The 21,645-nt window shown below is 42.3% G+C and carries 20 protein-coding genes and 5 tRNA genes; all 25 read right to left on the reverse strand.

The genetic code is table 11. From position 1 onward, the window contains the following. Positions 1-14: 14 nt before the first annotated feature. Complete coding sequence (gene rpsC, locus MTBBW1_RS13085; protein WP_080804233.1) at positions 15-662, reverse strand: 30S ribosomal protein S3; 648 nt, start codon at positions 660-662, stop codon at positions 15-17. A gap of 16 nt (positions 663-678) precedes the next feature. Continuing rightward, on the reverse strand, positions 679-1,017 hold the full coding sequence (gene rplV, locus MTBBW1_RS13090; RefSeq protein ID WP_080804234.1) for a 50S ribosomal protein L22: 339 nt from the start codon (positions 1,015-1,017) through the stop codon (positions 679-681). Between the two features lie 207 nt (positions 1,018-1,224). Beyond that, positions 1,225-1,506, reverse strand: coding sequence for a 30S ribosomal protein S19 (rpsS, locus tag MTBBW1_RS13095; protein ID WP_080804235.1), 282 nt, complete (start codon positions 1,504-1,506; stop codon positions 1,225-1,227). Between the two features lie 14 nt (positions 1,507-1,520). Beyond that, positions 1,521-2,351 carry a 50S ribosomal protein L2 gene (gene rplB, locus MTBBW1_RS13100; RefSeq protein WP_080804236.1) on the reverse strand — a complete coding sequence of 277 codons (831 nt, stop codon included), beginning with the start codon at positions 2,349-2,351 and terminating at the stop codon, positions 1,521-1,523. A 12-nt stretch (positions 2,352-2,363) separates the two neighbouring features. Beyond that, entirely contained in the window at positions 2,364-2,651 is a 288-nt protein-coding gene (gene rplW / locus MTBBW1_RS13105) for a 50S ribosomal protein L23 (protein WP_080804237.1), read from the reverse strand. Positions 2,652-2,654: 3 nt separating this feature from the next. Then, on the reverse strand, positions 2,655-3,275 hold the full coding sequence (gene rplD / locus MTBBW1_RS13110; protein WP_080804404.1) for a 50S ribosomal protein L4: 621 nt from the start codon (positions 3,273-3,275) through the stop codon (positions 2,655-2,657). Between the two features lie 195 nt (positions 3,276-3,470). Continuing rightward, entirely contained in the window at positions 3,471-4,100 is a 630-nt protein-coding gene (gene rplC / locus MTBBW1_RS13115) for a 50S ribosomal protein L3 (RefSeq protein ID WP_080804405.1), read from the reverse strand. A gap of 219 nt (positions 4,101-4,319) precedes the next feature. Beyond that, positions 4,320-4,628 carry a 30S ribosomal protein S10 gene (gene rpsJ / locus MTBBW1_RS13120; protein ID WP_080804238.1) on the reverse strand — a complete coding sequence of 103 codons (309 nt, stop codon included), beginning with the start codon at positions 4,626-4,628 and terminating at the stop codon, positions 4,320-4,322. A 20-nt stretch (positions 4,629-4,648) separates the two neighbouring features. Next, positions 4,649-5,842 carry an elongation factor Tu gene (gene tuf, locus MTBBW1_RS13125; protein ID WP_080804239.1) on the reverse strand — a complete coding sequence of 398 codons (1,194 nt, stop codon included), beginning with the start codon at positions 5,840-5,842 and terminating at the stop codon, positions 4,649-4,651. Positions 5,843-5,897: 55 nt separating this feature from the next. After that, positions 5,898-6,365 carry a 30S ribosomal protein S7 gene (rpsG, locus tag MTBBW1_RS13130; protein WP_080804240.1) on the reverse strand — a complete coding sequence of 156 codons (468 nt, stop codon included), beginning with the start codon at positions 6,363-6,365 and terminating at the stop codon, positions 5,898-5,900. An 83-nt stretch (positions 6,366-6,448) separates the two neighbouring features. Then, on the reverse strand, positions 6,449-6,820 hold the full coding sequence (rpsL, locus tag MTBBW1_RS13135) for a 30S ribosomal protein S12 (protein ID WP_080804241.1): 372 nt from the start codon (positions 6,818-6,820) through the stop codon (positions 6,449-6,451). Positions 6,821-7,101: 281 nt separating this feature from the next. Then, positions 7,102-11,514, reverse strand: coding sequence for a DNA-directed RNA polymerase subunit beta' (rpoC, locus tag MTBBW1_RS13140; protein WP_080804406.1), 4,413 nt, complete (start codon positions 11,512-11,514; stop codon positions 7,102-7,104). 10 nt (positions 11,515-11,524) lie between these two features. Continuing rightward, on the reverse strand, positions 11,525-15,736 hold the full coding sequence (gene rpoB / locus MTBBW1_RS13145) for a DNA-directed RNA polymerase subunit beta (protein ID WP_080804242.1): 4,212 nt from the start codon (positions 15,734-15,736) through the stop codon (positions 11,525-11,527). Between the two features lie 120 nt (positions 15,737-15,856). Then, positions 15,857-16,246, reverse strand: coding sequence for a 50S ribosomal protein L7/L12 (rplL, locus tag MTBBW1_RS13150; RefSeq protein ID WP_080804243.1), 390 nt, complete (start codon positions 16,244-16,246; stop codon positions 15,857-15,859). A gap of 67 nt (positions 16,247-16,313) precedes the next feature. After that, positions 16,314-16,835, reverse strand: coding sequence for a 50S ribosomal protein L10 (rplJ, locus tag MTBBW1_RS13155; RefSeq protein WP_080804244.1), 522 nt, complete (start codon positions 16,833-16,835; stop codon positions 16,314-16,316). Positions 16,836-17,379: 544 nt separating this feature from the next. Next, entirely contained in the window at positions 17,380-18,072 is a 693-nt protein-coding gene (gene rplA, locus MTBBW1_RS13160) for a 50S ribosomal protein L1 (RefSeq protein WP_080804245.1), read from the reverse strand. A gap of 23 nt (positions 18,073-18,095) precedes the next feature. After that, positions 18,096-18,518: a 50S ribosomal protein L11 gene (gene rplK, locus MTBBW1_RS13165; RefSeq protein ID WP_080804246.1), complete on the reverse strand. Its 423-nt coding sequence runs from the start codon at positions 18,516-18,518 to the stop codon at positions 18,096-18,098. A gap of 277 nt (positions 18,519-18,795) precedes the next feature. Continuing rightward, entirely contained in the window at positions 18,796-19,329 is a 534-nt protein-coding gene (gene nusG / locus MTBBW1_RS13170) for a transcription termination/antitermination protein NusG (RefSeq protein ID WP_080804247.1), read from the reverse strand. Between the two features lie 17 nt (positions 19,330-19,346). Further along, a complete protein-coding gene (gene secE, locus MTBBW1_RS13175) occupies positions 19,347-19,658 on the reverse strand; it encodes a preprotein translocase subunit SecE (RefSeq protein ID WP_245809374.1) in 312 nt (103 codons plus the stop codon). Between the two features lie 316 nt (positions 19,659-19,974). Then, positions 19,975-20,051 (reverse strand) — tRNA-Trp (locus tag MTBBW1_RS13180). Between the two features lie 44 nt (positions 20,052-20,095). Next, positions 20,096-20,248 carry a 50S ribosomal protein L33 gene (gene rpmG, locus MTBBW1_RS13185; RefSeq protein ID WP_080804248.1) on the reverse strand — a complete coding sequence of 51 codons (153 nt, stop codon included), beginning with the start codon at positions 20,246-20,248 and terminating at the stop codon, positions 20,096-20,098. Between the two features lie 282 nt (positions 20,249-20,530). Further along, positions 20,531-20,607 (reverse strand) — tRNA-Thr (locus MTBBW1_RS13190). 173 nt (positions 20,608-20,780) lie between these two features. After that, positions 20,781-20,856 (reverse strand) — tRNA-Gly (locus tag MTBBW1_RS13195). A gap of 120 nt (positions 20,857-20,976) precedes the next feature. Further along, positions 20,977-21,061 (reverse strand) — tRNA-Tyr (locus tag MTBBW1_RS13200). Positions 21,062-21,073: 12 nt separating this feature from the next. Then, positions 21,074-21,149: transfer RNA gene (locus MTBBW1_RS13205), tRNA-Thr, on the reverse strand. Positions 21,150-21,645 lie beyond the last annotated feature (496 nt).

Genomic DNA, 21,645 nt, shown 5'->3' on the forward strand with positions numbered 1-21,645 from the left:
AACCAGCCCATAGTTTAAGCTGTTACTTTCTGATCAGCATTAAGCACTTCGCCTTTAAAAACAAACACTTTAATACCAATAGTACCGTAAGTTGTCTGAGCTTCAATAAAACCATATTCTACATCAGCTCTTAAAGTATGAAGTGGAATTCGCCCCTCTTTATACCATTCAGTTCTGGCCATTTCAGCACCACCTAACCTGCCTGAACATATAATTTTGATACCTTGAGCTCCAAACCTCATGGCAGAAGTAACACTTCTTTTCATGGCTCTTCTAAAGGCGATTCTGCGTTCAAGCTGGAGTGCAATGTTCTCAGCAACAAGCTGTGCATCGGTTTCCGGCCTTCTGACTTCCTTGATATCAATGAGAACTTCAGGGGAAACCATTTTTTCAAGCTCCTGCTTCAAAAGGGCAATCTCAGAGCCCTTTTTGCCGATTATAATCCCCGGCCTTGCAGCAAAAACCCTTACCCTGATACGCTTAGAGAAACGTTCAATCTCAATTTTTGAAATACCAGCATGATATAGCTTTTTTTTCAAAAACTTACGTATTTTATAATCCTCATACACGAAACCGGCATACTCCTTATCAGCATACCATCTGGAGTCCCATGTTCCTATTATTCCTAATCTTAATCCAATTGGATTTACTTTTTGGCCCAAGCCTTTCCCTCCTTATTTAGACCGTTTCAGCGACTGTGACTGTTATGTGGCTGGTTCTTTTCAGAATCCTTGCACCTCTGCCCCTGGCTCTGGCCCTGAATCTTTTCAAGGAGGGACCCTGATCAACAACAATATTTTTAACAATAAGAGTATCTATATCCATCTCATTGTTATGCTCTGCATTGGCAACTGCCGACTTTAATGTCTTCGATATTATACCGGCTGCTTTCAGGGGCATGAATTTCAGAAGATTGAGCGCTTCCTCAACTCTTTTACCTTTAACAGCCTCAACAGGCGAACGCAGTTTAAACGGTGATATACGCACATACTTTGTGACCGCTTTAACTTCTTCCATTTCCAAATCCTTTACATATAAAAGAGTTCCCCGGCACTGAATGGGCTAACAGGCTCTATCTGTTCAAAAGTTTGCACAATCCCGTTTTTTTATACAACATAGACACTATGACACTGTTGTCTGATAATATATTGTATTAAATAAAAAAAACTATGAGTGACGAGAGCTGTACCCCAGTGCGGCAGGGGAATTCTTTGACCTGTCAGCCTATCTTTTCATTTTTGATTTTTTGTCACCAGCATGGCCATAAAAAGTCCTGGTAGGAGAGAACTCTCCCAACTTGTGACCCACCATGTTTTCAGTAACAAAGACAGGTATAAATTTTTTTCCATTATGTACAGCAAGAGTCATTCCAACCATTTCCGGAAAAATAGTTGATCTGCGGGACCAGGTTTTAATTACCTGATGACTTTTACTCTCCTGGGCTGTAATGACTTTCTTTAAAAGTTCAGGGGCTATATATGGGCCCTTTTTTAACGACCTCGGCATATCAGATCACCTATCTATTTTCTCTTAGCTCTTCTTTTTACGATGTACTGATCAGATCTCTTGTTTTTGCGGGTTCTGTATCCCTTGGAGGGAGTACCCCATGGAGAACAGGGCTGCCTGCCTCCGGAAGATCTGCCTTCACCACCACCCATGGGATGATCAACAGGGTTCATTGCAACGCCTCTGACTGATGGACGCCTGCCAAGCCATCTGGAACGGCCTGCTTTACCTAACTTCAGGTCGCCATGTTTTTCATTTCCAACCCGACCAACAGTTGCTTTGCACTTAATATGAACCATACGAACTTCACCGGAAGGCAACAGTACCTGAGCATAAGTGCCCTCTTTTGCCATCAAACGTGCAAATGTTCCTGCACTTCTGACAATCTGACCGCCTTTGTTCTGTTTGAGTTCAACATTATGAATACGGGTTCCAAGGGGAATATTCTCCAGTGGAAGGCAGTTACCAGGCTTAATATCAGACTGGGGACCTGTCTCAATGGTATCCCCAACTGCAATATCTCTTGGAGCCAGGATATATCTCTTTTCACCATCAGCATATACAAGCAATGCTATACGCGCGCTTCTATTAGGATCATACTCAATGGCTGTAACCTTTGCCGGAATACCATCCTTATCCCGCTTGAAATCTATTATTCTATATTGCTTTCTGGCTCCGCCACCTCTATGGCGTGCAGTCACTCTTCCGTACGAATTCCTTCCACCCGTCTTTTTTATTTTTTTCAGAAGGCTCTTTTCAGGCTTTGTCTTTGTGATTTCATCAAAGGTAAAATATTCCTGCGCTCTTCTTCCGGGTGATGTGGGCTTTGTCTTTTTTATTGCCATTTTCCTGTCCCCTTACACACCTTCAAAAAAATCAATTCTCTGCCCGGGCATCAACCTTACAATTGCCTTCTTCCAGTCACGCCTCTTTCCGAGAATACGGCCACGACGCTTCACTTTACCCTTAACACGCACTGTTCTAACTGACCTGACCTTGGCATTGAATATTTTTTCTACTGCATTTTTTATTTCCACCCGGTTAGCATCAGGTGCAACTTCAAATGTCAACTGATTAAATTTTTCCTTCAGCACAACAGACTTTTCGCTTTGCACAGGCCGTCTTATGATATCATATTCAATCATCTTTTAAACAAGCCTCCCTTTGATTGTAGGAATGGAGGACTCAATAATAAGCAGATTGTCATATTTCAAAATATCATACACATTAAGCCCATCAACCTTCAAAACCTTGAGATCGGAGATATTTCTGGAGGAGAGAAAGAGATTTACATCATCCTCACTCGTCACAACAAGAACATTTTTAAGACCCAGATTTTGAACCACATTCACAACTTCACGTGTTTTAATCTGAGTTAGCCCAAACGTATCAATAACAAAAAGTTCGTTACTGGAAAGCTTTGAACTCAATGCCATCTTCATGGCAAGTTTTCTGACCTTCTTGTTTACCTTAAAGGCATAGGATCTCTGGGATGGGCCAAAAACAACTCCACCACCTCTGCGAAGGGGAGATTTAATACTACCGGGACGCGCATTTCCCGTTCCCTTCTGTCTGTACAACTTTCTTGTACTTCCTGCGACGTCTGATCTCCCTCTGACAACAGCGGTTCCAGAGCGCCTTGAAGCAAGCTGCATCCTAACAACCTCATGCAGCACACTTTTCTTAACAGGAATGCTGAATATTTCATCAGGAAGTTCCACTTCTGAAACTTTTTCACCTGACCTGTTCAAAACATCTACAGCAGCCATAAATTCCTCATCAAAAAAAATAACGACCATGCATCACTGCGAAATCTTTTGCAATACCCACAGTCGTAGTCATAAAAATTTAAAAAAATACGGCATTCTCCATGCGTTTTAAAAATTCTGTTATAAGTTTTTTATGCCCTAAACAGAACCTGTTTAAAAAAAACCAACATCAGCATGAAGCAATGCCATCATTTTTTACTTCCGGCCTGTCCTGACAATTTCAAGGATTCCGGTTTTTGGACCAGGCACAGGACCTTTAATCAACAAAAGATTCTGCTCCGGCCTGATATCTATGATTTCAAGATTCTTAACCGTTTTACGGTCAACACCCATATGTCCAGGCATCTTTTTGCCTTTTACAATCCTTGCAGGCCAGGCACTGCAACCTACGGAACCAGGCTTTCTGTGATTACGGCAACCATGGGTTTCCGGTCCCCTTGAAAAGCCGTGCCTTTTTACAGTACCTGCAAAGCCACGCCCTTTTGAGATTCCGGATACAGAGACTTTTTCCCCAACTTTGAACATATCAATCCTGAGAGGCTGACCAAGCTCATAGCCCTCAAGATTTTCCACATGAAACTCCTTGAGAGTTGTAAAAGCCGTTGAGCCGCTCTTTGAAAAATGTCCCGCAGAGGGTCTGTTCACTTTTGAAAGTGGTTTTTCGCCAAATCCAAGCTGCAGAGCATTATAGCCCTCATTTTTTTCAGATTTTATCTGGGTTACATAACAGGGACCAGCCTGCACCACAGTTACCGGAACCAGACGCCCGTCAGGTGAAAAGACATTGGTCATCCCTATTTTTTTCCCTAAAATTCCATTACACATGTTTAAATCCTGCTCTCTGCCTGAAAGAAGATTAAATATCATATCCTTTTAACAGTAGAATCAAGCCCCCCGATGGTTACTAAACCTTAATTTAATGGCCGTACTCCGGCCACACCCCGATCATGAAAATGATATGGGATTTTTTCAGGGTATAAGCATTAATCCCTTTGTAATATGACAATTTAGTCATATCCTCAAGGCGTCATATCATAATTTGGGTTAAAGTTTTATCTGAACATCAACACCTGGTGATAGATCAAGTTTCATAAGAGCATCGACTGTCTGCTGGGTTGGCTCAAGTATATCCATCAGTCGTTTATGTGTTCTGATTTCAAACTGCTCACGGGATTTTTTGTTCACATGGGGCGATCTGAGAACGCAGAATTTATTGATCCTTGTGGGCAATGGAATTGGCCCCACCACCTTTGCACCGGTCTTCCTTGCAGTATCCACAATATCCATTGAGGACTGGTCAAGAAGTTTGTGATCATATGCTTTGAGCCTGATCCTGATTTTTGTTTTTATCATAACAGCCTTATATCTAATGCTTATTCTATTATTTCGCCAATAACACCAGCACCAACGGTACGTCCGCCTTCTCTAATTGCAAAACGAAGCTCTTTTTCCATTGCAATCGGAGCAATAAGCTCTGCTGTAATACTTGCATTATCACCAGGCATTATCATTTCCACTCCCTCTGCAAGGCTCAGGATACCTGTAACATCAGTGGTTCTGAAGAAAAACTGAGGTCTGTATCCACTGAAGAAAGGTGTATGACGTCCGCCTTCCTCTTTACTGAGACAGTAGATTTCAGCTTTGAACTTAGTATGAGGTGTAATGCTACCGGGTTTTGCAACAACCTGTCCCCTTTCAACAGCATCTCTTTTAGTTCCTCTGAGAAGAAGACCAACATTATCACCAGCCTGACCTTCATCAAGAAGCTTTCTGAACATCTCAACACCTGTACAGGTTGTTTTTGATGTCTCTCTGATACCTACAAGCTCAACTTCATCACCGGTCTTAATAATACCGCGCTCAATTCTGCCAGTTACAACAGTTCCACGTCCTGAGATACTGAAAACATCCTCAATAGGCATAAGGAAGTCCTTATCCATATCCCTCTGAGGCTCCTCAACATATGAATCAAGAACATTCAGAAGCTCTTCAATACACTTTGCATCCTCTCCGCCCACTTCATCACACTCAAGAGCTTTAAGAGCAGAACCGCGGATAATTGGTGTACTTTCTCCTGGGAACTCATACTTGTCAAGCAGCTCTTGCAGCTCCATCTCAACAAGCTCAATAAGCTCTTCGTCATCAACCATATCGCATTTATTCAAAAACACAACAATTGAAGGAACGCCAACCTGACGGGCAAGCAGAATATGCTCACGGGTCTGTGGCATAGGGCCGTCATCAGCACTTACAACAAGAATTGCTCCGTCCATCTGTGCGGCACCGGTAATCATGTTCTTGATATAATCAGCATGGCCCGGGCAATCCACATGGGCATAGTGACGTGCGGCAGTTTCATATTCAACATGAGCTGTAGCAATGGTTATACCACGTTCGCGCTCTTCAGGAGCCTTGTCAATTTCATCAAAGGGGACATAAGTACCATGACCCAACATTGCAGCATGTTTGGTTATGGCGGCTGTCAATGTGGTTTTTCCATGGTCAATATGTCCAATAGTTCCGATATTAACATGTGGTTTGGTTCTTTGAAATTTCTCTTTTGCCATTTTAAAAATTCCTCCCTGAAATATGTTTACAGGACTTAAAAAAACAATATTTTATTTACCACCTGAAGTGCGCAAAAGCCTTGTTGGCCTCTGCCATCTTATGGGTATCTTCCTTTTTCTTGACAGCTCCGCCACGCTCATTGTAGGCATCCATCAACTCAGCAGCCAGTTTATTGGCCATCCCTTTTTCAGATCGTCCCCTGCTGAACTTAAGCAGCCAGCGAATTGCAAGCGCAGCCTGCCGAGAAGGCTTGATCTCAGTGGGAACCTGATAGGTTGATCCACCTACACGACGCGATTTTACCTCCACTGAAGGTTTGATATTGTGAATTGCCTTTTCAAACACGTCAATGGGTGGTTCCCCGATTTTATTTTCAACCAGCACCAGCGCATCATTGAAAACCCTCTGCGCAACACTTTTCTTTCCATCTTTCATTACGCAGTTTACAAATTTCGTCACAAGATGATTATTCTGCCCTGCATTTTTTTGCAGATGCCCTGATACAATCTTCTTTCTTGCCATATATCCACCAAATCCTTCAAACTCTCAACACAATTCAAAGACAAAAACCGTCCATGCTGCGCAGGGTTCAGTCAACAATTTTACTATTTAGGACGCTTGGCGCCATACTTTGATCTACCCTGCTTTCTATCCTCAACACCTAAGGTATCCAGCGTTCCTCTTACGATATGGTATCGCACACCGGGAAGGTCTTTTACTCTTCCACCCCTGACAAGTACCACAGAGTGCTCCTGAAGGTTGTGTCCCATTCCCGGAATATAGGCAGCCACTTCCATGCCTGTGGTCAATCTCACCCTTGCTACTTTTCTAAGTGCCGAGTTAGGTTTTTTCGGGGTTGAGGTATAGACCCTGGTACAAACCCCTCTTTTCTGGGGGCCGCCCTTTAAAGCTGGGGTTCCCTGTTTCTTTTCAACCTTTACCCGTCCTTTTCTTACCAATTGATTAATGGTAGGCATACCTTTAAAAACTCCTTAACGACCTGTTTCGATTTTTCATATGCGACAAAATGGTGGAGTATTATATAGTTCCACCCATTTTGTCAAGCCTTTTGTTATCCTGACCCTACCTTCTAAAGCAAAGCACGGGGCCATTTAGATTTGTCTGATTTAAATTTGATGAACTCGTAAAAAGTCCGATTTCAGCATTTTTCAGGCTGTAACATGTTGAAATCATTAATAGTGATTTTGGAGACTCTGACTTTTTACTGGGGCATCAAATTTGTCCGCAGATAAACTGTTTAACGTGCATCTACAGCGTCAATGCTTATATTTTTGTATGCAGGGAAACCTGTTCCTGCTGGTATAAGGCGTCCCATGATAACATTTTCCTTAAGACCTCTTAAATCATCATAGCGCCCCTGAATACTTGCCTCAGTCAAAACCTTGGTTGTCTCCTGAAACGAAGCAGCAGAAATAAAGCTGTCCGTGGCAAGGGATGCCTTGGTTATACCAAGAATCAACGGCTCTCCACGTGCAGGTTCACCACCCTTCATGACAACCTGGCGGTTTTCCTCGGCAAATTTTACACGATCCACCTGCTCATCAGGGATAAACTTGGTATCTCCCACATCAATAACTTTTACACGCCTCATCATTTGACTTATGATGACCTCGATGTGCTTGTCATTGATTCTTACACCCTGAAGCCTGTAAACCTCCTGAACCTCATCCACAAGGTAACGTGCAAGTGCAACTTCCCCCTTGATATTTAGAATATCCTGGGGATTTGCACTACCACCTATCAGAGGCTCTCCAGCTTTGACATAGTCACCGTCATAAACGCTCAGGTGACGTCCCTTTGGAATCAGATACTCTTTTTTATCTCCAATATCCGTGGGGGTAACTGTCACTTTCTGTTTTCCTTTGGTGCCCTTGGCAACAGCTACATATCCGTCAATTTCTGAAAGAACAGTGGGCTCTTTAGGTTTACGAACCTCAAAAAGCTCGGCAACCCTTGGAAGACCACCTGTGATATCTTTTGTCTTGGTTGTGGCCCTCGGAAGCTTGGCAATAACATCACCTGCCATGACATCTTCCTCTTCAGACTTCATCAAAATGGCGTTAACCGGCAGAAAGTATCGCACAACCTGAGTTGCACCTGGAAGTTTGACACCTTTACCGTCTTTATCCTTGATTGTAATCTGGGGACGAATATCAGAAGATTTTGCATCTATAATTGTCAGGCTTGATTTTCCGGTTACAGGGTCCATCTGCTCCTGAACAGTGCTTCCAACCTCAATGTCTGTATATTTGATCCTGCCGCTAACCTCTGTAATAATTGGAGTTGTAAATGGATCCCATGTGGCAAGAACATCTCCAACATCCACATGCTGCCCATCCTTTACAAGAAGGGTTGCACCATATATTACTTCCTCTTTTGCCCTCTCACGCCCTTCAGGGCCAACAATGGTAAAACCGCCGCCTTTGCGGTTCATTACTATCTGTTCGCCATCTGCCCTTATAACTATATTGAGGTTTTCATTAAATTTTGCAATACCTGCAACCCTGGCCTTGATTTCAGCGACCTCAACCTTTCTGCTGGCAGTTCCTCCAATATGGAAGGTTCTCATGGTAAGCTGGGTTCCTGGCTCACCAATTGACTGGGCAGCCATAATGCCGATTGCCTGGCCTATTTCAACTGTCTGGCCATGGGCAAGATCCCGTCCATAACATTTAGCACAGACACCATTTATTGACTTGCAGGTCAGAACAGATCGAATCCTTACAGTTGTCACACCAGCACTTTCAATCTTCTCGACAATCTTCTCATCAAGTTCAACCCCCTTTTTTACAATCACCTCATTTTTATAAGGGTCAATGACATCTGCCTGTACAACCCTGCCAAGAATTCTCTCACCAAGACTCTGGATAACCTCTCCACCTTCAAGAAGGGATTCCACATCCACACCCATAAGCGTGCCGCAGTCGTCCTCAACAACAGCACAATCCTGGGCAACATCTGCAAGGCGGCGTGTAAGATAGCCTGAGTTTGCAGTTTTAAGTGCAGTATCAGCAAGTCCTTTTCTGGCGCCATGCGTTGATATAAAGTACTGCAAAACTGTCAAACCTTCTCTGAAACAGGCGGTAATGGGGTTTTCGATGATCTCGCCTGACGGCTTTGCCATAAGTCCGCGCATACCGGCAAGCTGACGCATCTGATCCTTGCTGCCCCTGGCTCCGGAATCCGCCATCATATAAACAGCGTTAAGAATATCTTCCTTTGAATCAGGGCCACCTGGATTTTTCATGACAGCCATCATAGCATCTGCAATATCGTCAGTGCTTTTTGCCCAGATATCAACAACCTTGTTGTACTTTTCACCCTGGGTTATCAAACCTTCAGAGTACTGCTGTTTAATATCCTGCACATTCTCTTCAGCCTTCCTTATTATATCCCATTTGCCTTCAGGAATGATCATGTCATCAATACAAATGGAAAGACCACCAAGCGTTGAATACTTATATCCTATATCCTTAAGCCTGTCTGCCAGAATGACAGTCTCTTTAAGACCAATATTTCTGTAAGCATAATCAACAAGGCCCCTTACAGAAGATTTGTCCATCAGGCGATTGACAAGATTGAAAGGAATAAAGGACTTTCTGGTATCCACCCTGAATATATTAAACTGACCATTTGATTCAATTATTTCTGAGTACTGGGACTCATTGAGTTCAAAAAGCTGATTTGCTATGATTTCAGAGACCTGGAAGTGATTACTGAACTCCTTGCGGGTAAGAAGTCCAACTTTTTCAGCTTTTTTATCAAATGCTTTTTTAGCCTGTGAATCAGATGAAGATGTATCTCCAGAGGACTCTTTTTTACCCTGTGAACCACTGCCGGCAGCGCTGTCTGTTGATATCAATCTGTCTAACTCTTTGCGGGCATCTTCTTTTGTGGCAAATGCACGGCGTGTCAATGAAAGAAGAGTATCTCCGGGAATGATTTCCCACAATAGAATGCGACCTGTAGTGGTATCATAGAGCTTTCCATCAATTTTCACCTTAATTTTTGCATGGAGATCCAGCTCTCCTGAATCAAAAGCAGATCTTACCTCTGCCGTACTGGAAAAAAGAGTCCCTTCACCAGCCTTGCCGTCAGCACCACGGGTCATATAATAAATACCAAGAACAATATCCTGTGTTGGAACAATCACCGGCTGTCCATTTGCAGGGGATAGAATATTGTTGCTTGCAAGCATAAGCACCCTGGCTTCAAGCCTTGCTTCAAGGGAGAGGGGAACGTGAACGGCCATCTGGTCCCCGTCAAAATCAGCATTAAATGCAGGACACACAAGGGGATGAAGCTGAATGGCCTTACCCTCAATAAGAATCGGCTCAAAAGCCTGAATTCCAAGACGATGTAGGGTTGGTGCACGGTTGAGCATTATTGGATACTCACGTACCACATGATCAAGGGCGTCCCACACTTCAACCTCTTCTCTTTCAACCATTTTCTTGGCACTTTTAACTGTGGATACAAGCCCCTTCTGCTCAAGATAGTTGTAAATAAATGGCTTAAAAAGCTCCAGCGCCATTTTTTTGGGAAGACCACACTGATGAAGACGAAGATCAGGCCCCACCGTTATAACCGTACGACCCGAGTAATCCACACGTTTTCCAAGAAGGTTCTGCCTGAAACGGCCCTGTTTTCCCTTAAGGGTATCACTTAAAGATTTAAGAGGGCGCTTATTTGTTCCGGTGACAACCCTGCCGTGACGGCCATTGTCAAACAGAACATCCACAGATTCCTGAAGCATTCTCTTTTCGTTTCTTACAATGATATCAGGAGCATTCAGATCAATAAGACGTTTCAATCTGTTATTTCTGTTAATTACCCTTCTGTAGAGATCATTAAGATCTGAGGTTGCAAACCTGCCACCTTCAAGGGGAACAAGCGGCCTTAAATCCGGTGGCAAAACAGGAATCGCAGTCATGATCATATTGGTAGGACTTAATCCAGAATTAAGAAAGGCATCCACCACCTTAAGACGCTTTGACATCTTCTGTCTTTTGGCAACTGATTTTGTGGTTGAAATCTCCTCCCTCAACATGTCGTAAACAGCCTGAAGATCCACATCTTCAAGAAGTTTAAGTATTGCCTCTGCCCCAATTCCAACCTCGAAGGCATCAATCCCGAACTCATCTATGGCCTCATGGTACCCTTCATCAGAAAGAAGTTGAAGGGAAGTCAAAGTTGTCTCACCGGGATCTATTACCACATAGGAATCAAAGTAGAGTACTTTTTCAAGAGCCTTTAAAGTTAAATCCAGCACATTGCCGATTTTGCTTGGAAGACTTTTCAGGAACCAGATGTGGGAGACAGGACATGATAGCTCAATATGTGCCATTCTCTCCCGTCTTACCTTGGATTGGATAACCTCAACACCGCACTTCTCACAGATAACTCCACGGTGTTTCATCCTTTTATACTTACCACAGTTACACTCATAATCCTTGGTTGGGCCAAAAACTTTTGCACAGAATAGGCCGTCCCTCTCGGGTTTAAATGTTCTGTAGTTGATGGTTTCAGGTTTTCTTATTTCTCCATGGGACCACTCCCTGACTTGATCAGAAGAAGCAAGGCCTATCTGGACACCTTTATACATCTTGGGATCTTTTGGCTTGGCAAAGAAATCGTATATGGTTTCCAATATCTTCTCCTTATTTTTTCTCTTCTTCAACAAGATTGATATCCAGCCCCAGACTCTGAAGCTCCTTGGTAAGGACTCTGAAAGACTCAGGCATTCCAGGCTCAAGGACATTCTGTCCCTTGACTATCTTCTCATACATCCTGGTACGTCCTGTCATATCATCGGACTTAACAGTGATAAACTCCTGAAGTGCATGGGCAGCTCCATATGCCTCCATTGCCCAGACCTCCATCTCACCCAGTCTCTGCCCACCAAACTGCGCCTTTCCACCCAATGGTTGCTGGGTTACAAGTGAATATGGACCTATGGATCTTGCATGAAGCTTATCATCAACAAGATGATGAAGTTTAAGCATATACATTATGCCAACCGTTATTGGCTTGTCAAAAGGTTCGCCTGTTCTTCCGTCATAAAGAATTGACTGGCCGGATGAGTGAAGACCTGCAAATTCAATCAATGCCTTGATCTCTTCTTCAGATGCACCGTCAAAAACAGGTGTAGCCATATGCACACCATTTCTGTAGTAAGATGCAAACTGAGCAAGGCTTCTGTCATCCATACTGTCAACAGTATCCACATACTCCCTTTCGGACTCAAGCAACAAATCAGGCATGGGTGATTCAAGGCTGTAGTGTGCCTTGAAATCATAATTTTTCTTATCCTCTATGGCCTCATCTCTATGTTTAACCGGCGGTGTGGTAAAAATTCTTTTAAGCCGATCACGCAGCTCATCATACTTCATCTCATCCAGAAGATCATCAATCTGACGACCAAGCCCCCTTGCTGCGCATCCAAGGTGAATTTCAAGTATCTGTCCCACATTCATACGAGAAGGCACACCCAATGGGTTAAGCACCATGTCAACTGTTCTGCCATCTTCAAAATAGGGAAGATCTTCAACCGGCAATATTCTTGAAACAACACCTTTATTACCATGCCGGCCTGCCATCTTATCTCCAACGGAAAGCACTCTTTTCATGGCAACATTGATCTTGATCATCTTCAGAACACCTGGAGGTAGATCATCGCCTTTTTCAAAACGGGACACCTGGTTGTTGAAATAATCCCTTGCAATTTTTATCTGAGCCTCAGCTTTTTCAAGTATTTCATGGGCAAAATCTGTTTTATCCGGATCATTGACAGTAATTCCTGTCAACTCTGAAAGGGAAAAAGGAATCAACACCCCTTGCCCGATTACTGTACCTGCCGGAAGCAAAACTGTTTTGCTTTTTTTCAATACAGTTGCTGTTAGCTCGCCTGAGAGAAGCTCTTCAAGACGCTCTTTTGCGGTCTCGGTTATAATAGCTATCTCGTCATCCCTGTTCTTCTCAAGGGTCTCTATCTCAAGATCCTCTATCATTCTGGTTCTGTCATCCTTGGGAAGACCACGCCTTGAAAAAACCTTTGCACTTATCACGATCCCCTCAACTCCGGGGGGAACACGCAGAGAAGTGTCTTTAACATCTCCTGCTTTTTCACCAAAAATTGCACGAAGCAGCTTCTCTTCAGGTGAAAGCTGGGTCTCTCCTTTAGGGGTTACCTTTCCAACAAGTATATCCCCATGCTTTACTTCTGCTCCAAGGCGGATAATTCCGCTGTCATCAAGATCTTTAAGGGCATCCTCACCAACATTGGGGATATCTCTTGTGATATCCTCCTTGCCAAGCTTGGTATCCCTTGCAACCACCTCAAACTCTTCAATGTGAACCGAAGTATAGACACCTTCCTGAACAAGGCGCTCACTCACAAGAATTGAATCCTCATAGTTGTAACCACCCCATGGCATAAAGGCAACTGTCACATTTTTACCAAGGGCAAGTTCTCCCATTTCAGTTGAGGGGCCATCAGCAATAACCTCACCCTTTTTAACCATCTCTCCCTTACGTACAATGGGGCGGTGGTTAAAACATGTATTCTGATTGGAGCGGACAAACTTAGATGCAGTATAAATTGATACAATCCTGTCAGGAACAGTGACTCCGTCGGTGATATTTTTAACAACTATTCTTTTTGCATCAACATCAACCACTTCACCGTCATAGTCAGCGACTATGGCAACACCGGAATCCCTTGCAACAACACCCTCTATGCCGGTTCCTACAAGTGGAGCCTCGGCTTTAATTAAAGGTACGGCCTGACGCTGCATGTTGGAGCCCATCAATGCCCTGTTGGCATCATCGTTTTCCAGAAAAGGGATAAGGGATGCTGAAACAGATACAAGCTGGTTTGGAGAGACATCCATGTAATGAATCTCTTTGTTGGGCACAAGCTCAAACTCTCCTTCAACACGGCAGGAGACATTTTCACGGACAAAAGCTCCATCCTTGTCAAGAAGGGCATTGGCCTGGGCAATGGGATGCTCTTTTTTCTCCTCAAACGCTGAAAGGTGCTTGATCTCTTTTGAAACAACTCCATCTTTTGCAACCCTGTACGGTGTTTCAACAAATCCATACCGATTGACCCTGGCGTAGGTACAAAGTGATACAATGAGGCCAATGTTTGGTCCTTCCGGCGTTTCAATGGGGCAAATTCTGCCATAATGGGATGGATGAACATCTCTTACCTCAAAACCTGCCCTCTCCCTTGTCAATCCACCAGGCCCAAGAGCACTCAAACGTCTTTTATGGGTTGTTTCAGAAAGAGGGTTTGTCTGATCCATGAACTGGGACAACTGGCTTGTACCAAAAAACTCACGGACAACTGCTGAGACAGGCTTTGGATTAATAAGATCATGGGGCATCATGGCATCCACTTCCTGCATGCTCATGCGCTCCTTAATAGCCCTTTCCATACGCACAAGGCCTATTCGATACTGATTTTCCAGAAGTTCTCCAACTGCTCTTACCCGTCTGTTGCCAAGATGATCTATGTCATCAACAGCGCCCTGGGTATCCTTTAACAGAATAAGTTTTTCAGCAGTTAAGAGTATATCTTCCTTTCTTAGAATCTTAACCTCAATATCGGTATCGATCTCAAGACGATGGTTAATTTTCAGCCGTCCGACATTGGAAAGGTCATACTGTGCAGGCTTGAAAAAGAGACCATCAATAAACTCCTGTGCAACTTCAGGGGTTGCAGGGTTTCCTGGCCTTAATCTCCTGTAAATTTCAAGAAGGGCATCAACTCTTGAGGCAACCTTATCAATTGCAAGGGTTTTTCTCATTGAGTCAGAGCTGTATGAATCAACATAAAGAATTCTGAATGTATCAAAACCGGCATCTTCAATCCTTACAAGGCTTTCAGGAGTTATCTCCTCTCCTGCCTTCAGAATCACCTCCTCTGTGAGAGGATGAATAATTGACTCAGCAACAGCCTTGTCATGGAGCTCATCTTTATTGATGGGAATAAAGTCAAGACCTGAAGTCTGGAGCTGTTTCAATGCCCTCTTTGTAAAGAGGCGCCCTTTTTTTACTGCCACATCACCGGTTTCCGGGTCAATAATATCAAAACTTGCCCTCTGTCTTTTAAGATTGTCCGGATTGAATTTTTTAAAATACGAGCCGTCTTTTTTTACAATAAGATCTTTTTTATAAAAAAGAGTTAAAATATCTTCAGTTGTATAGCCAAACGCCTTAAAAAGAATGGATACTGGAAATTTTCTTCTTCGATCAATACGTATATATATGATATCCTTTGGATCGATCTCCATATCAATCCAGGATCCTCTGACAGGTATAATACGAGCAGTATAGATAATTTTTCCGCTGGAGTGATTTTTTCCCCTGTCATGGTCAAAAAACACACCTGAAGATCGGTGAAGCTGACTGACAACAGCGCGTTCAGTACCGTTGATAATAAAAGTGCCTCGACGGGTCATAAGGGGAATGGTACCAAAGTAAATCTCCTGCTCCTTGATATCCCTGATGGAAGTGATCCCAAGCTCCTTATCCACTTCATAGACCACCAGGCGTACTCGTATGTTTAAAGGAATTTCATAGGTCATCCCCCTGCTTATACACTCTTCAATTGAGTGCTTGATCTCTCCGAATGAATAGGAAACATATTCAAGAGAGGATGTGCCGGTAAAATCTTTTATGGGAAAAACAGATTTGAATACAGAATGAATACCTATCTCTTCTCTGTCTTCGGGAAGGACTTCTTTTTGAAGGAAACGTTCGAAGGAAGTGCGCTGCATTCCGATAAGATCGGGGATTTCAACAACTTTTGTTTTACTTCCAAACTCTTTTCTAATGCGCTTGTGTGCCAAGAGGCTCCCGGTCATGGTATCTCCAAATATTGGTTTATTATAACCGTGAAAACGGAGACAAAGCCTCTTTGGCTTTGCCTCCGCATCATGTTTGTGAAAATTACCAATTTTTATGAATAGTTACAAGGAAGATAACTATTTAATAGTGATCTGTGCACCCGCACCTTCAAGCTGCTCTTTAATTTTTTCAGCTTCTTCTTTTGCAATACCCTCTTTAACTGGCTTGGGGCATTCGTCAACAAGTGCTTTTGCCTCTTTAAGGCCAAGACCGGTAATAGCTCTAACTTCTTTAATTACTGAGATTTTTTTGTCACCGGCAGTTTCAAGAATTACATCAAACTCAGTCTGTTCTTCAGCCGCTGCAGCAGCATCGCCAGCCGCAGCAGGTACACCTGCCATCATTGCCACAGGTGCAGCAGCAGAAACACCAAATTTTTCTTCCAGCTCCTTGACAAGCTCAGATAATTCCAGAACTGTCATGTTAGCAATGAACTCAACTACATCATCCTTTGTTATATCAGCCATTTCTTCTCCTTATAAAAACAATAAAGGGAGTGTGTCCCTTTAAAAAAAATAATAAAATATCGAATTTTTATGCAGCCTCTTTCTGTTCCTTGACCGCATTCAGTACATTCAAGAATGCACCTGGAACCCCACTCAGCACCCTGACCATGGATGTCGGTACAGCATTCATGGTTGACAGCAACTGACCAAGAAGAACTTCCTTGGGCGGCATTTTCGCAAGCGCTTTAATATCTTCAACAGCAAGCACTTTGCCATTCATTGCACCAGCTTTAATTTCAATCTTTTTGTTATCTTCAGCAAATTTTACCAGAGCCTTTGCCGGCGCAACAGGATCCTCCGTAGAGGTTACAATGGCGTTGGGTCCCTTGAGAAATTCCTTTATAACAGAGACAGACGTACCCTCAGATGCCATTGACAAAAGAGTATTTTTTACAACTTCAAGTTGAGCGCCCTCTTTCCTGAGATCATTTCTCAATTGCGTCATCTCTTCAACATTGAGACCTTTGTAATCCACAATCAAGGCAATTTCAACCTCAGAGAGCCTTAAATTAAGCTTTTCAACAAATTCTTTTTTTGTCGTCAGATTCAATTCAAATACACCTCCTTTCTAATAAATTTATATTTTCAGAGGTGCCAACAGTGCCAAAACATAAGATTTTGAGATTTCAACTTGAAATTATAACCATTGCTTATTTATTAAAAATATTACCTGACTGAATACAAGGTAATTGTAAAGCCCAGAAAAGTATCATTAAATCAAAATGAAAGCAAAAAGCTTTTCAAATGGTTACAGCAACTGATTTATCTGGAATAATATAATTAACAGCATTATGGTCAAACTAAGCAAAAAACAAAATATCTGTCTCGGCAGGCCGGCATCGCCAATTACACACGCTTTGTGCACCTGCTGTCTTTGACAGCAAAGTTTCAATATCTTAAATCAGGCATCCTTCATATGATTCCAAACGTACTTTACACTTTTTTGTGAGAGATTCCCGCTACCCAGAATCTTCTCTCCGGAAAGTGTAAACTGGGAAATGAACCATGCCTTTCCCGTGAAAACACATTCTGTTTTCATGATCGGGGGTGGCCGAAATCTTATTTGGCCATGAGGGTTTAATCAAACAAAAAGACTATTTCAATATTGAAGGGTCAACCTTGATACCAGGCCCCATTGTGGTGGATACAGAAATAGACTTAACATATGTTCCCTTGCTTGTTGATGGCTTTAGTGCAAGAATTCTTGCAATAAAAGCGTTGGCATTGACCTCCAGCTTCTCAACACCAAATGATGCCTTTCCAAGGGGAGCATGAACAATACCTGCTTTTTCAACCCTGAAGTCAATTTTACCTGCTTTTAACTCCTTCACAGCTTTGTCAAGCTCAAAAGTTACTGTTCCGGTCTTTGCATTGGGCATAAGCCCCCTTGGGCCGAGAATACGGCCAAGCTTGCCAACAGTTCCCATCATATCAGGGGTAGCAACAGCTTTATCAAAGCCAAACCATCCATTTTTGATTTTTTCAACAGTCTCTTCATCTGCTATGAAATCCGCACCTGCTTCAAGGGCCTCTTTCTCTTTTTCGCCCTTTGCAAAAACAAGTACCTTCACATCCTTACCTAAACCATTAGGCAGCACCACCGTTCCACGAACCATCTGGTCTGCATGTCGGGGATCAACTCCAAGTTTTACAGCAATATCAACAGTTTCATCGAATTTTGCATAGGATGATGAGAGTGAGATCTCCAGGGCTTCAGTGAATGAATATCGTTTCTGCCTGTCGATCTTTTGAATTATTTCTTTATATTTTTTACCATGCTTCGGCATTTTCTACACTCACTCCTTAAGGATTAAACAACTTCGATACCCATACTTCTGGCAGTTCCTTCAATAATTTTGACAGCAGCATCAATATCAACAGCATTCAAGTCTTCCATCTTGATATTGGCTATATCCACCAACTGCGCATGTGTTACCTTTCCCACTTTCTGACGATTAGGAACTCCAGAACCCTTATCAATATTTGCTGCCTTGCGAAGAAGCATTGAAGCAGGCGGGGTTTTTGTTATGAATGAGAACGTTCTGTCCTGAAAAACAGTAATTACAACAGGAATAATAGATCCGACATCATTTGCTGTTCTCGCATTGAACGCTTTACAGAAGTCCATAATATTAACACCATGCTGCCCTAACGCCGGACCTATGGGCGGAGACGGGTTGGCCTTACCAGCTGCAACCTGAAGTTTAATCTGCGCCATCACTTTTTTTGCCATCTTTTTTCTACTCCTGACACGCTTTGATTTAAAAGCCTCAAAAGATAAGATGATTTCAGAAAATTTTCTGTTTTTTTTCTGAAACAACCCTATAAAATACTTAGAGAAACTTCTATTTTTCGATTGTGGCGGCATATCCGCCATATATGCTATAAAAAGTCAAAACCTTTAAATGGTAAACCTGTATCAAAACCTGATTTCAGTATTTATTTTTAGCCTTAACAGAGTTTACCTATCAAGATCTGAAAGAGAGTGAAGTCTGATTTTTACGGGATAATCAGGTTTTCGTCACTTGTACAAAATCAAGTTCAACCGGTGTTGCCCGCCCAAAAATACTGACAAGCACCTTAACTTTTCCTTTTTCAGGAACAACTTCTTCAACCGTTCCTGTAAAACTTGCAAAAGGTCCGTCTGTAACCCTGACATCATCACCAACTTCAAATGAAAATTTTGGCTGGGGTTTTGTCTTACCCATTTCCATTTTTTCGATTATTGCGGCTGCTTCAGCATCACTTATTGGTGCTGGTCTGTTTTTTCCACCAAGAAAGCCTGTTACCTTAGCTGTTGAGTTGACAATGTGCCATGTCTCGTCATTCAATTCCATATTTACAAGAATATAACCAGGATAGAACTTCCTTGAAGATTCACGCTTTTTTCCATTAACCAGTTCAACAACATGCTCGGTGGGTACAAGGATTTCGCCAAACTTATCAGCACATCTGGATTTAGACACACCATCCTCAAGCGCCTGCTTCACCCTCTGTTCATATCCTGAATAGACGTGTACCACATACCATCTTCGACGACCCAAGTTCCACCCCCTTTTTTTTATGCAAGAACAAGTTGAACAAGCTTTGAAAGGGTGATATCGACAAGACCAAGAAATGCCGCAACAATAAACACCATAATAATCACAACAAAAGTAGAGCCTGCGGTCTGTTTTCGGTTAGGCCAGGTCACTTTTCTGAGCTCTGCCTGCACCTCTCTTAGAAACTGCGCAGCTTTTTGAAAAAGGTTCAGATCACCCTCTACAACTGTTTGAGCAGTCATGGTTTTTACATTTTTAAAAACACTTTTCGGGAGACTTTGAGCAGAAGCAACAGAAGAATTTGATACCTGAGCATCTCCATCAACTGCCACCTCAGAGGATTCACCACTTTTTTTCTTCAGCTTCTCGGTGCTTGATTTTTTTTTTGCAGTTTAGCCATATCAGTCCCAAAATTAATTTGTATGAAAGTCTCCGCAAGTGGCTATTTGAAAAAAGACTTTCAACACTTCGATTGTGGCGGCAAACCGCCATGTTTGGTTATACAACTGCTTAATTCATGTATTTAAGCTTCTTAATTCATCAAGCTGATTAATTCATCTATTAAAAGTACTTAATTCATGAAGGTGCTTAATGCATGTATTTAAAGCCAGACGTGAAGGATGTCAACTTTCACAGTAAATAAAAAAATGGCAGGTCAGGAGGGACTCGAACCCCCAGCATCCGGATTTGGAGTCCGGCGCTCTACCAATTAGAGCTACTGACCTGCATTGCATATCTATCAAAAAATCAAAGAGACTTTTTTACCTGATTATTTTGTTTCCTTGTGCGTCACATGCTTTTTGCAAAACCTGCAATACTTCTCAAACTCAAGCTTATCAGGAGTTATACGTTTATTTTTTGTTGTCGTATAATTTCTCCTCTTACACTCTGTACAGGCAAGGGTAATATTTACTCTGGGCATACTCACTCCTTATAGAAACTCCTTATAGAAGCCTTATAAATCCGTTCTGACTACTCTGATCCGTTCTGACAATTCTGATCATAAATCCATTATGAAGCTCTGATCAATCAGTATCTAAACTCTGATCAATCAATATCTAATAATCTCTCTTGATAAATCAGTATTTGAAAATTTCTCTTCCAGTAGCTGATAACTTCTCTTCTAAATATATCCATCATAACGGATATGACAGATCCATCTGCCACTGCCGCCAAAACCAGATTGAATCATACAGAACAGATGTGGAGCCCATGACCGGATTCGAACCGGTGAACCTCTTCCTTACCAAGGAAGCGCTCTACCTACTGAGCTACATGGGCACAATAAATATAGAGAATATTGATCTGATTTAAAAAAGATTAAAGTTCCCATCTAAAATAGTGACCTTTAGCAAAATAGCAAAAGATCATCTTTTACCAGGGAATCTTAAGTTAATAGTTTTCTGATAGCAGATCAAAAAATCATATTTTAGAAGGATTTACACATAGAAAGGTGGAGCGGGAGACGAGGCTCGAACTCGCGACATTCAGCTTGGAAGGCTGAAGCTCTACCAACTGAGCTACTCCCGCTCATAAGATGGCTGGTTTATGGAAACATCTGTCCGAGGTTACCTTTCCCAGAATCTGAAGCTGTGCTTTCTATGCAGTAAACGACCCTGCTCTCCAGAGTCTCCTACACGAAACATTATTTGGTGGTGGGGGGAGGATTTGAACCTCCGAAGGCTGAGCCGTCAGATTTACAGTCTGATCCCTTTGACCACTCGGGAACCCCACCTGATTTTTTTTATGGAGCCGATACCCCGAATCGAACGGAGGACATTCTCATTACAAGTGAGATGCTCTACCTACTGAGCTATATCGGCTTTCACCATTTGTGAAGAGAAACTCCCCTCACAAAAGACCCGCAGAAAATACCAGAGAGGGTTTACAATATCAAATTCAATTTTAAGCGTTTAAAAGGGAATATTTCTCATTTTTTCTAATAATCTACTGATTGCTCGTTTTTACACCGTTTTTTGATATTTTTTAACCTCAAAAATTCAATATAAAAAATCGGAGCATCCTTAAAAAATAGTTGACTCTTTTCTCTTTTTGTCAATTTGACTCTGTCAAGGAAGATGCAAACTACTTTTGAGCAGATGTAAAATATCCAAAAGATATGGCAAAATTTCAAGATTTTCCCTTGACACGACTCTGGTGATACTTTAATAATTATTGCGTTTATTTGACAACCACCCATAATTTCAAATATTTCTAATAACTTTAAGCAATATATTTCTAACAACTTTAAGTCAAATCTTTTTTACAACGTATGGAATGACTTAACAACTCAAAATCGACACCTTATTGCTTTTTGAG

It is taken from the genome of Desulfamplus magnetovallimortis (assembly GCF_900170035.1).
Taxonomy (GTDB): Bacteria; Desulfobacterota; Desulfobacteria; order Desulfobacterales; family Desulfobacteraceae; genus Desulfamplus; species Desulfamplus magnetovallimortis.

Coding starts and splice junctions, on each gene's coding strand:
- rplV (WP_080804234.1), bottom strand. CDS start 1,017: ATGGAAGAAGTTAAAGCGGTCACAAAGTATGTGCGTATATCACCGTTT.
- rpsS (WP_080804235.1), bottom strand. CDS start 1,506: ATGCCGAGGTCGTTAAAAAAGGGCCCATATATAGCCCCTGAACTTTTA.
- rplB (WP_080804236.1), bottom strand. CDS start 2,351: ATGGCAATAAAAAAGACAAAGCCCACATCACCCGGAAGAAGAGCGCAG.
- rplW (WP_080804237.1), bottom strand. CDS start 2,651: ATGATTGAATATGATATCATAAGACGGCCTGTGCAAAGCGAAAAGTCT.
- rplD (WP_080804404.1), bottom strand. CDS start 3,275: ATGGCTGCTGTAGATGTTTTGAACAGGTCAGGTGAAAAAGTTTCAGAA.
- rplC (WP_080804405.1), bottom strand. CDS start 4,100: ATGTGTAATGGAATTTTAGGGAAAAAAATAGGGATGACCAATGTCTTT.
- rpsJ (WP_080804238.1), bottom strand. CDS start 4,628: ATGATAAAAACAAAAATCAGGATCAGGCTCAAAGCATATGATCACAAA.
- tuf (WP_080804239.1), bottom strand. CDS start 5,842: ATGGCAAAAGAGAAATTTCAAAGAACCAAACCACATGTTAATATCGGA.
- rpsG (WP_080804240.1), bottom strand. CDS start 6,365: ATGGCAAGAAAGAAGATTGTATCAGGGCATCTGCAAAAAAATGCAGGG.
- rpsL (WP_080804241.1), bottom strand. CDS start 6,820: ATGCCTACCATTAATCAATTGGTAAGAAAAGGACGGGTAAAGGTTGAA.
- rpoB (WP_080804242.1), bottom strand. CDS start 15,736: ATGACCGGGAGCCTCTTGGCACACAAGCGCATTAGAAAAGAGTTTGGA.
- rplL (WP_080804243.1), bottom strand. CDS start 16,246: ATGGCTGATATAACAAAGGATGATGTAGTTGAGTTCATTGCTAACATG.
- rplA (WP_080804245.1), bottom strand. CDS start 18,072: ATGCCGAAGCATGGTAAAAAATATAAAGAAATAATTCAAAAGATCGAC.
- rplK (WP_080804246.1), bottom strand. CDS start 18,518: ATGGCAAAAAAAGTGATGGCGCAGATTAAACTTCAGGTTGCAGCTGGT.
- rpmG (WP_080804248.1), bottom strand. CDS start 20,248: ATGCCCAGAGTAAATATTACCCTTGCCTGTACAGAGTGTAAGAGGAGA.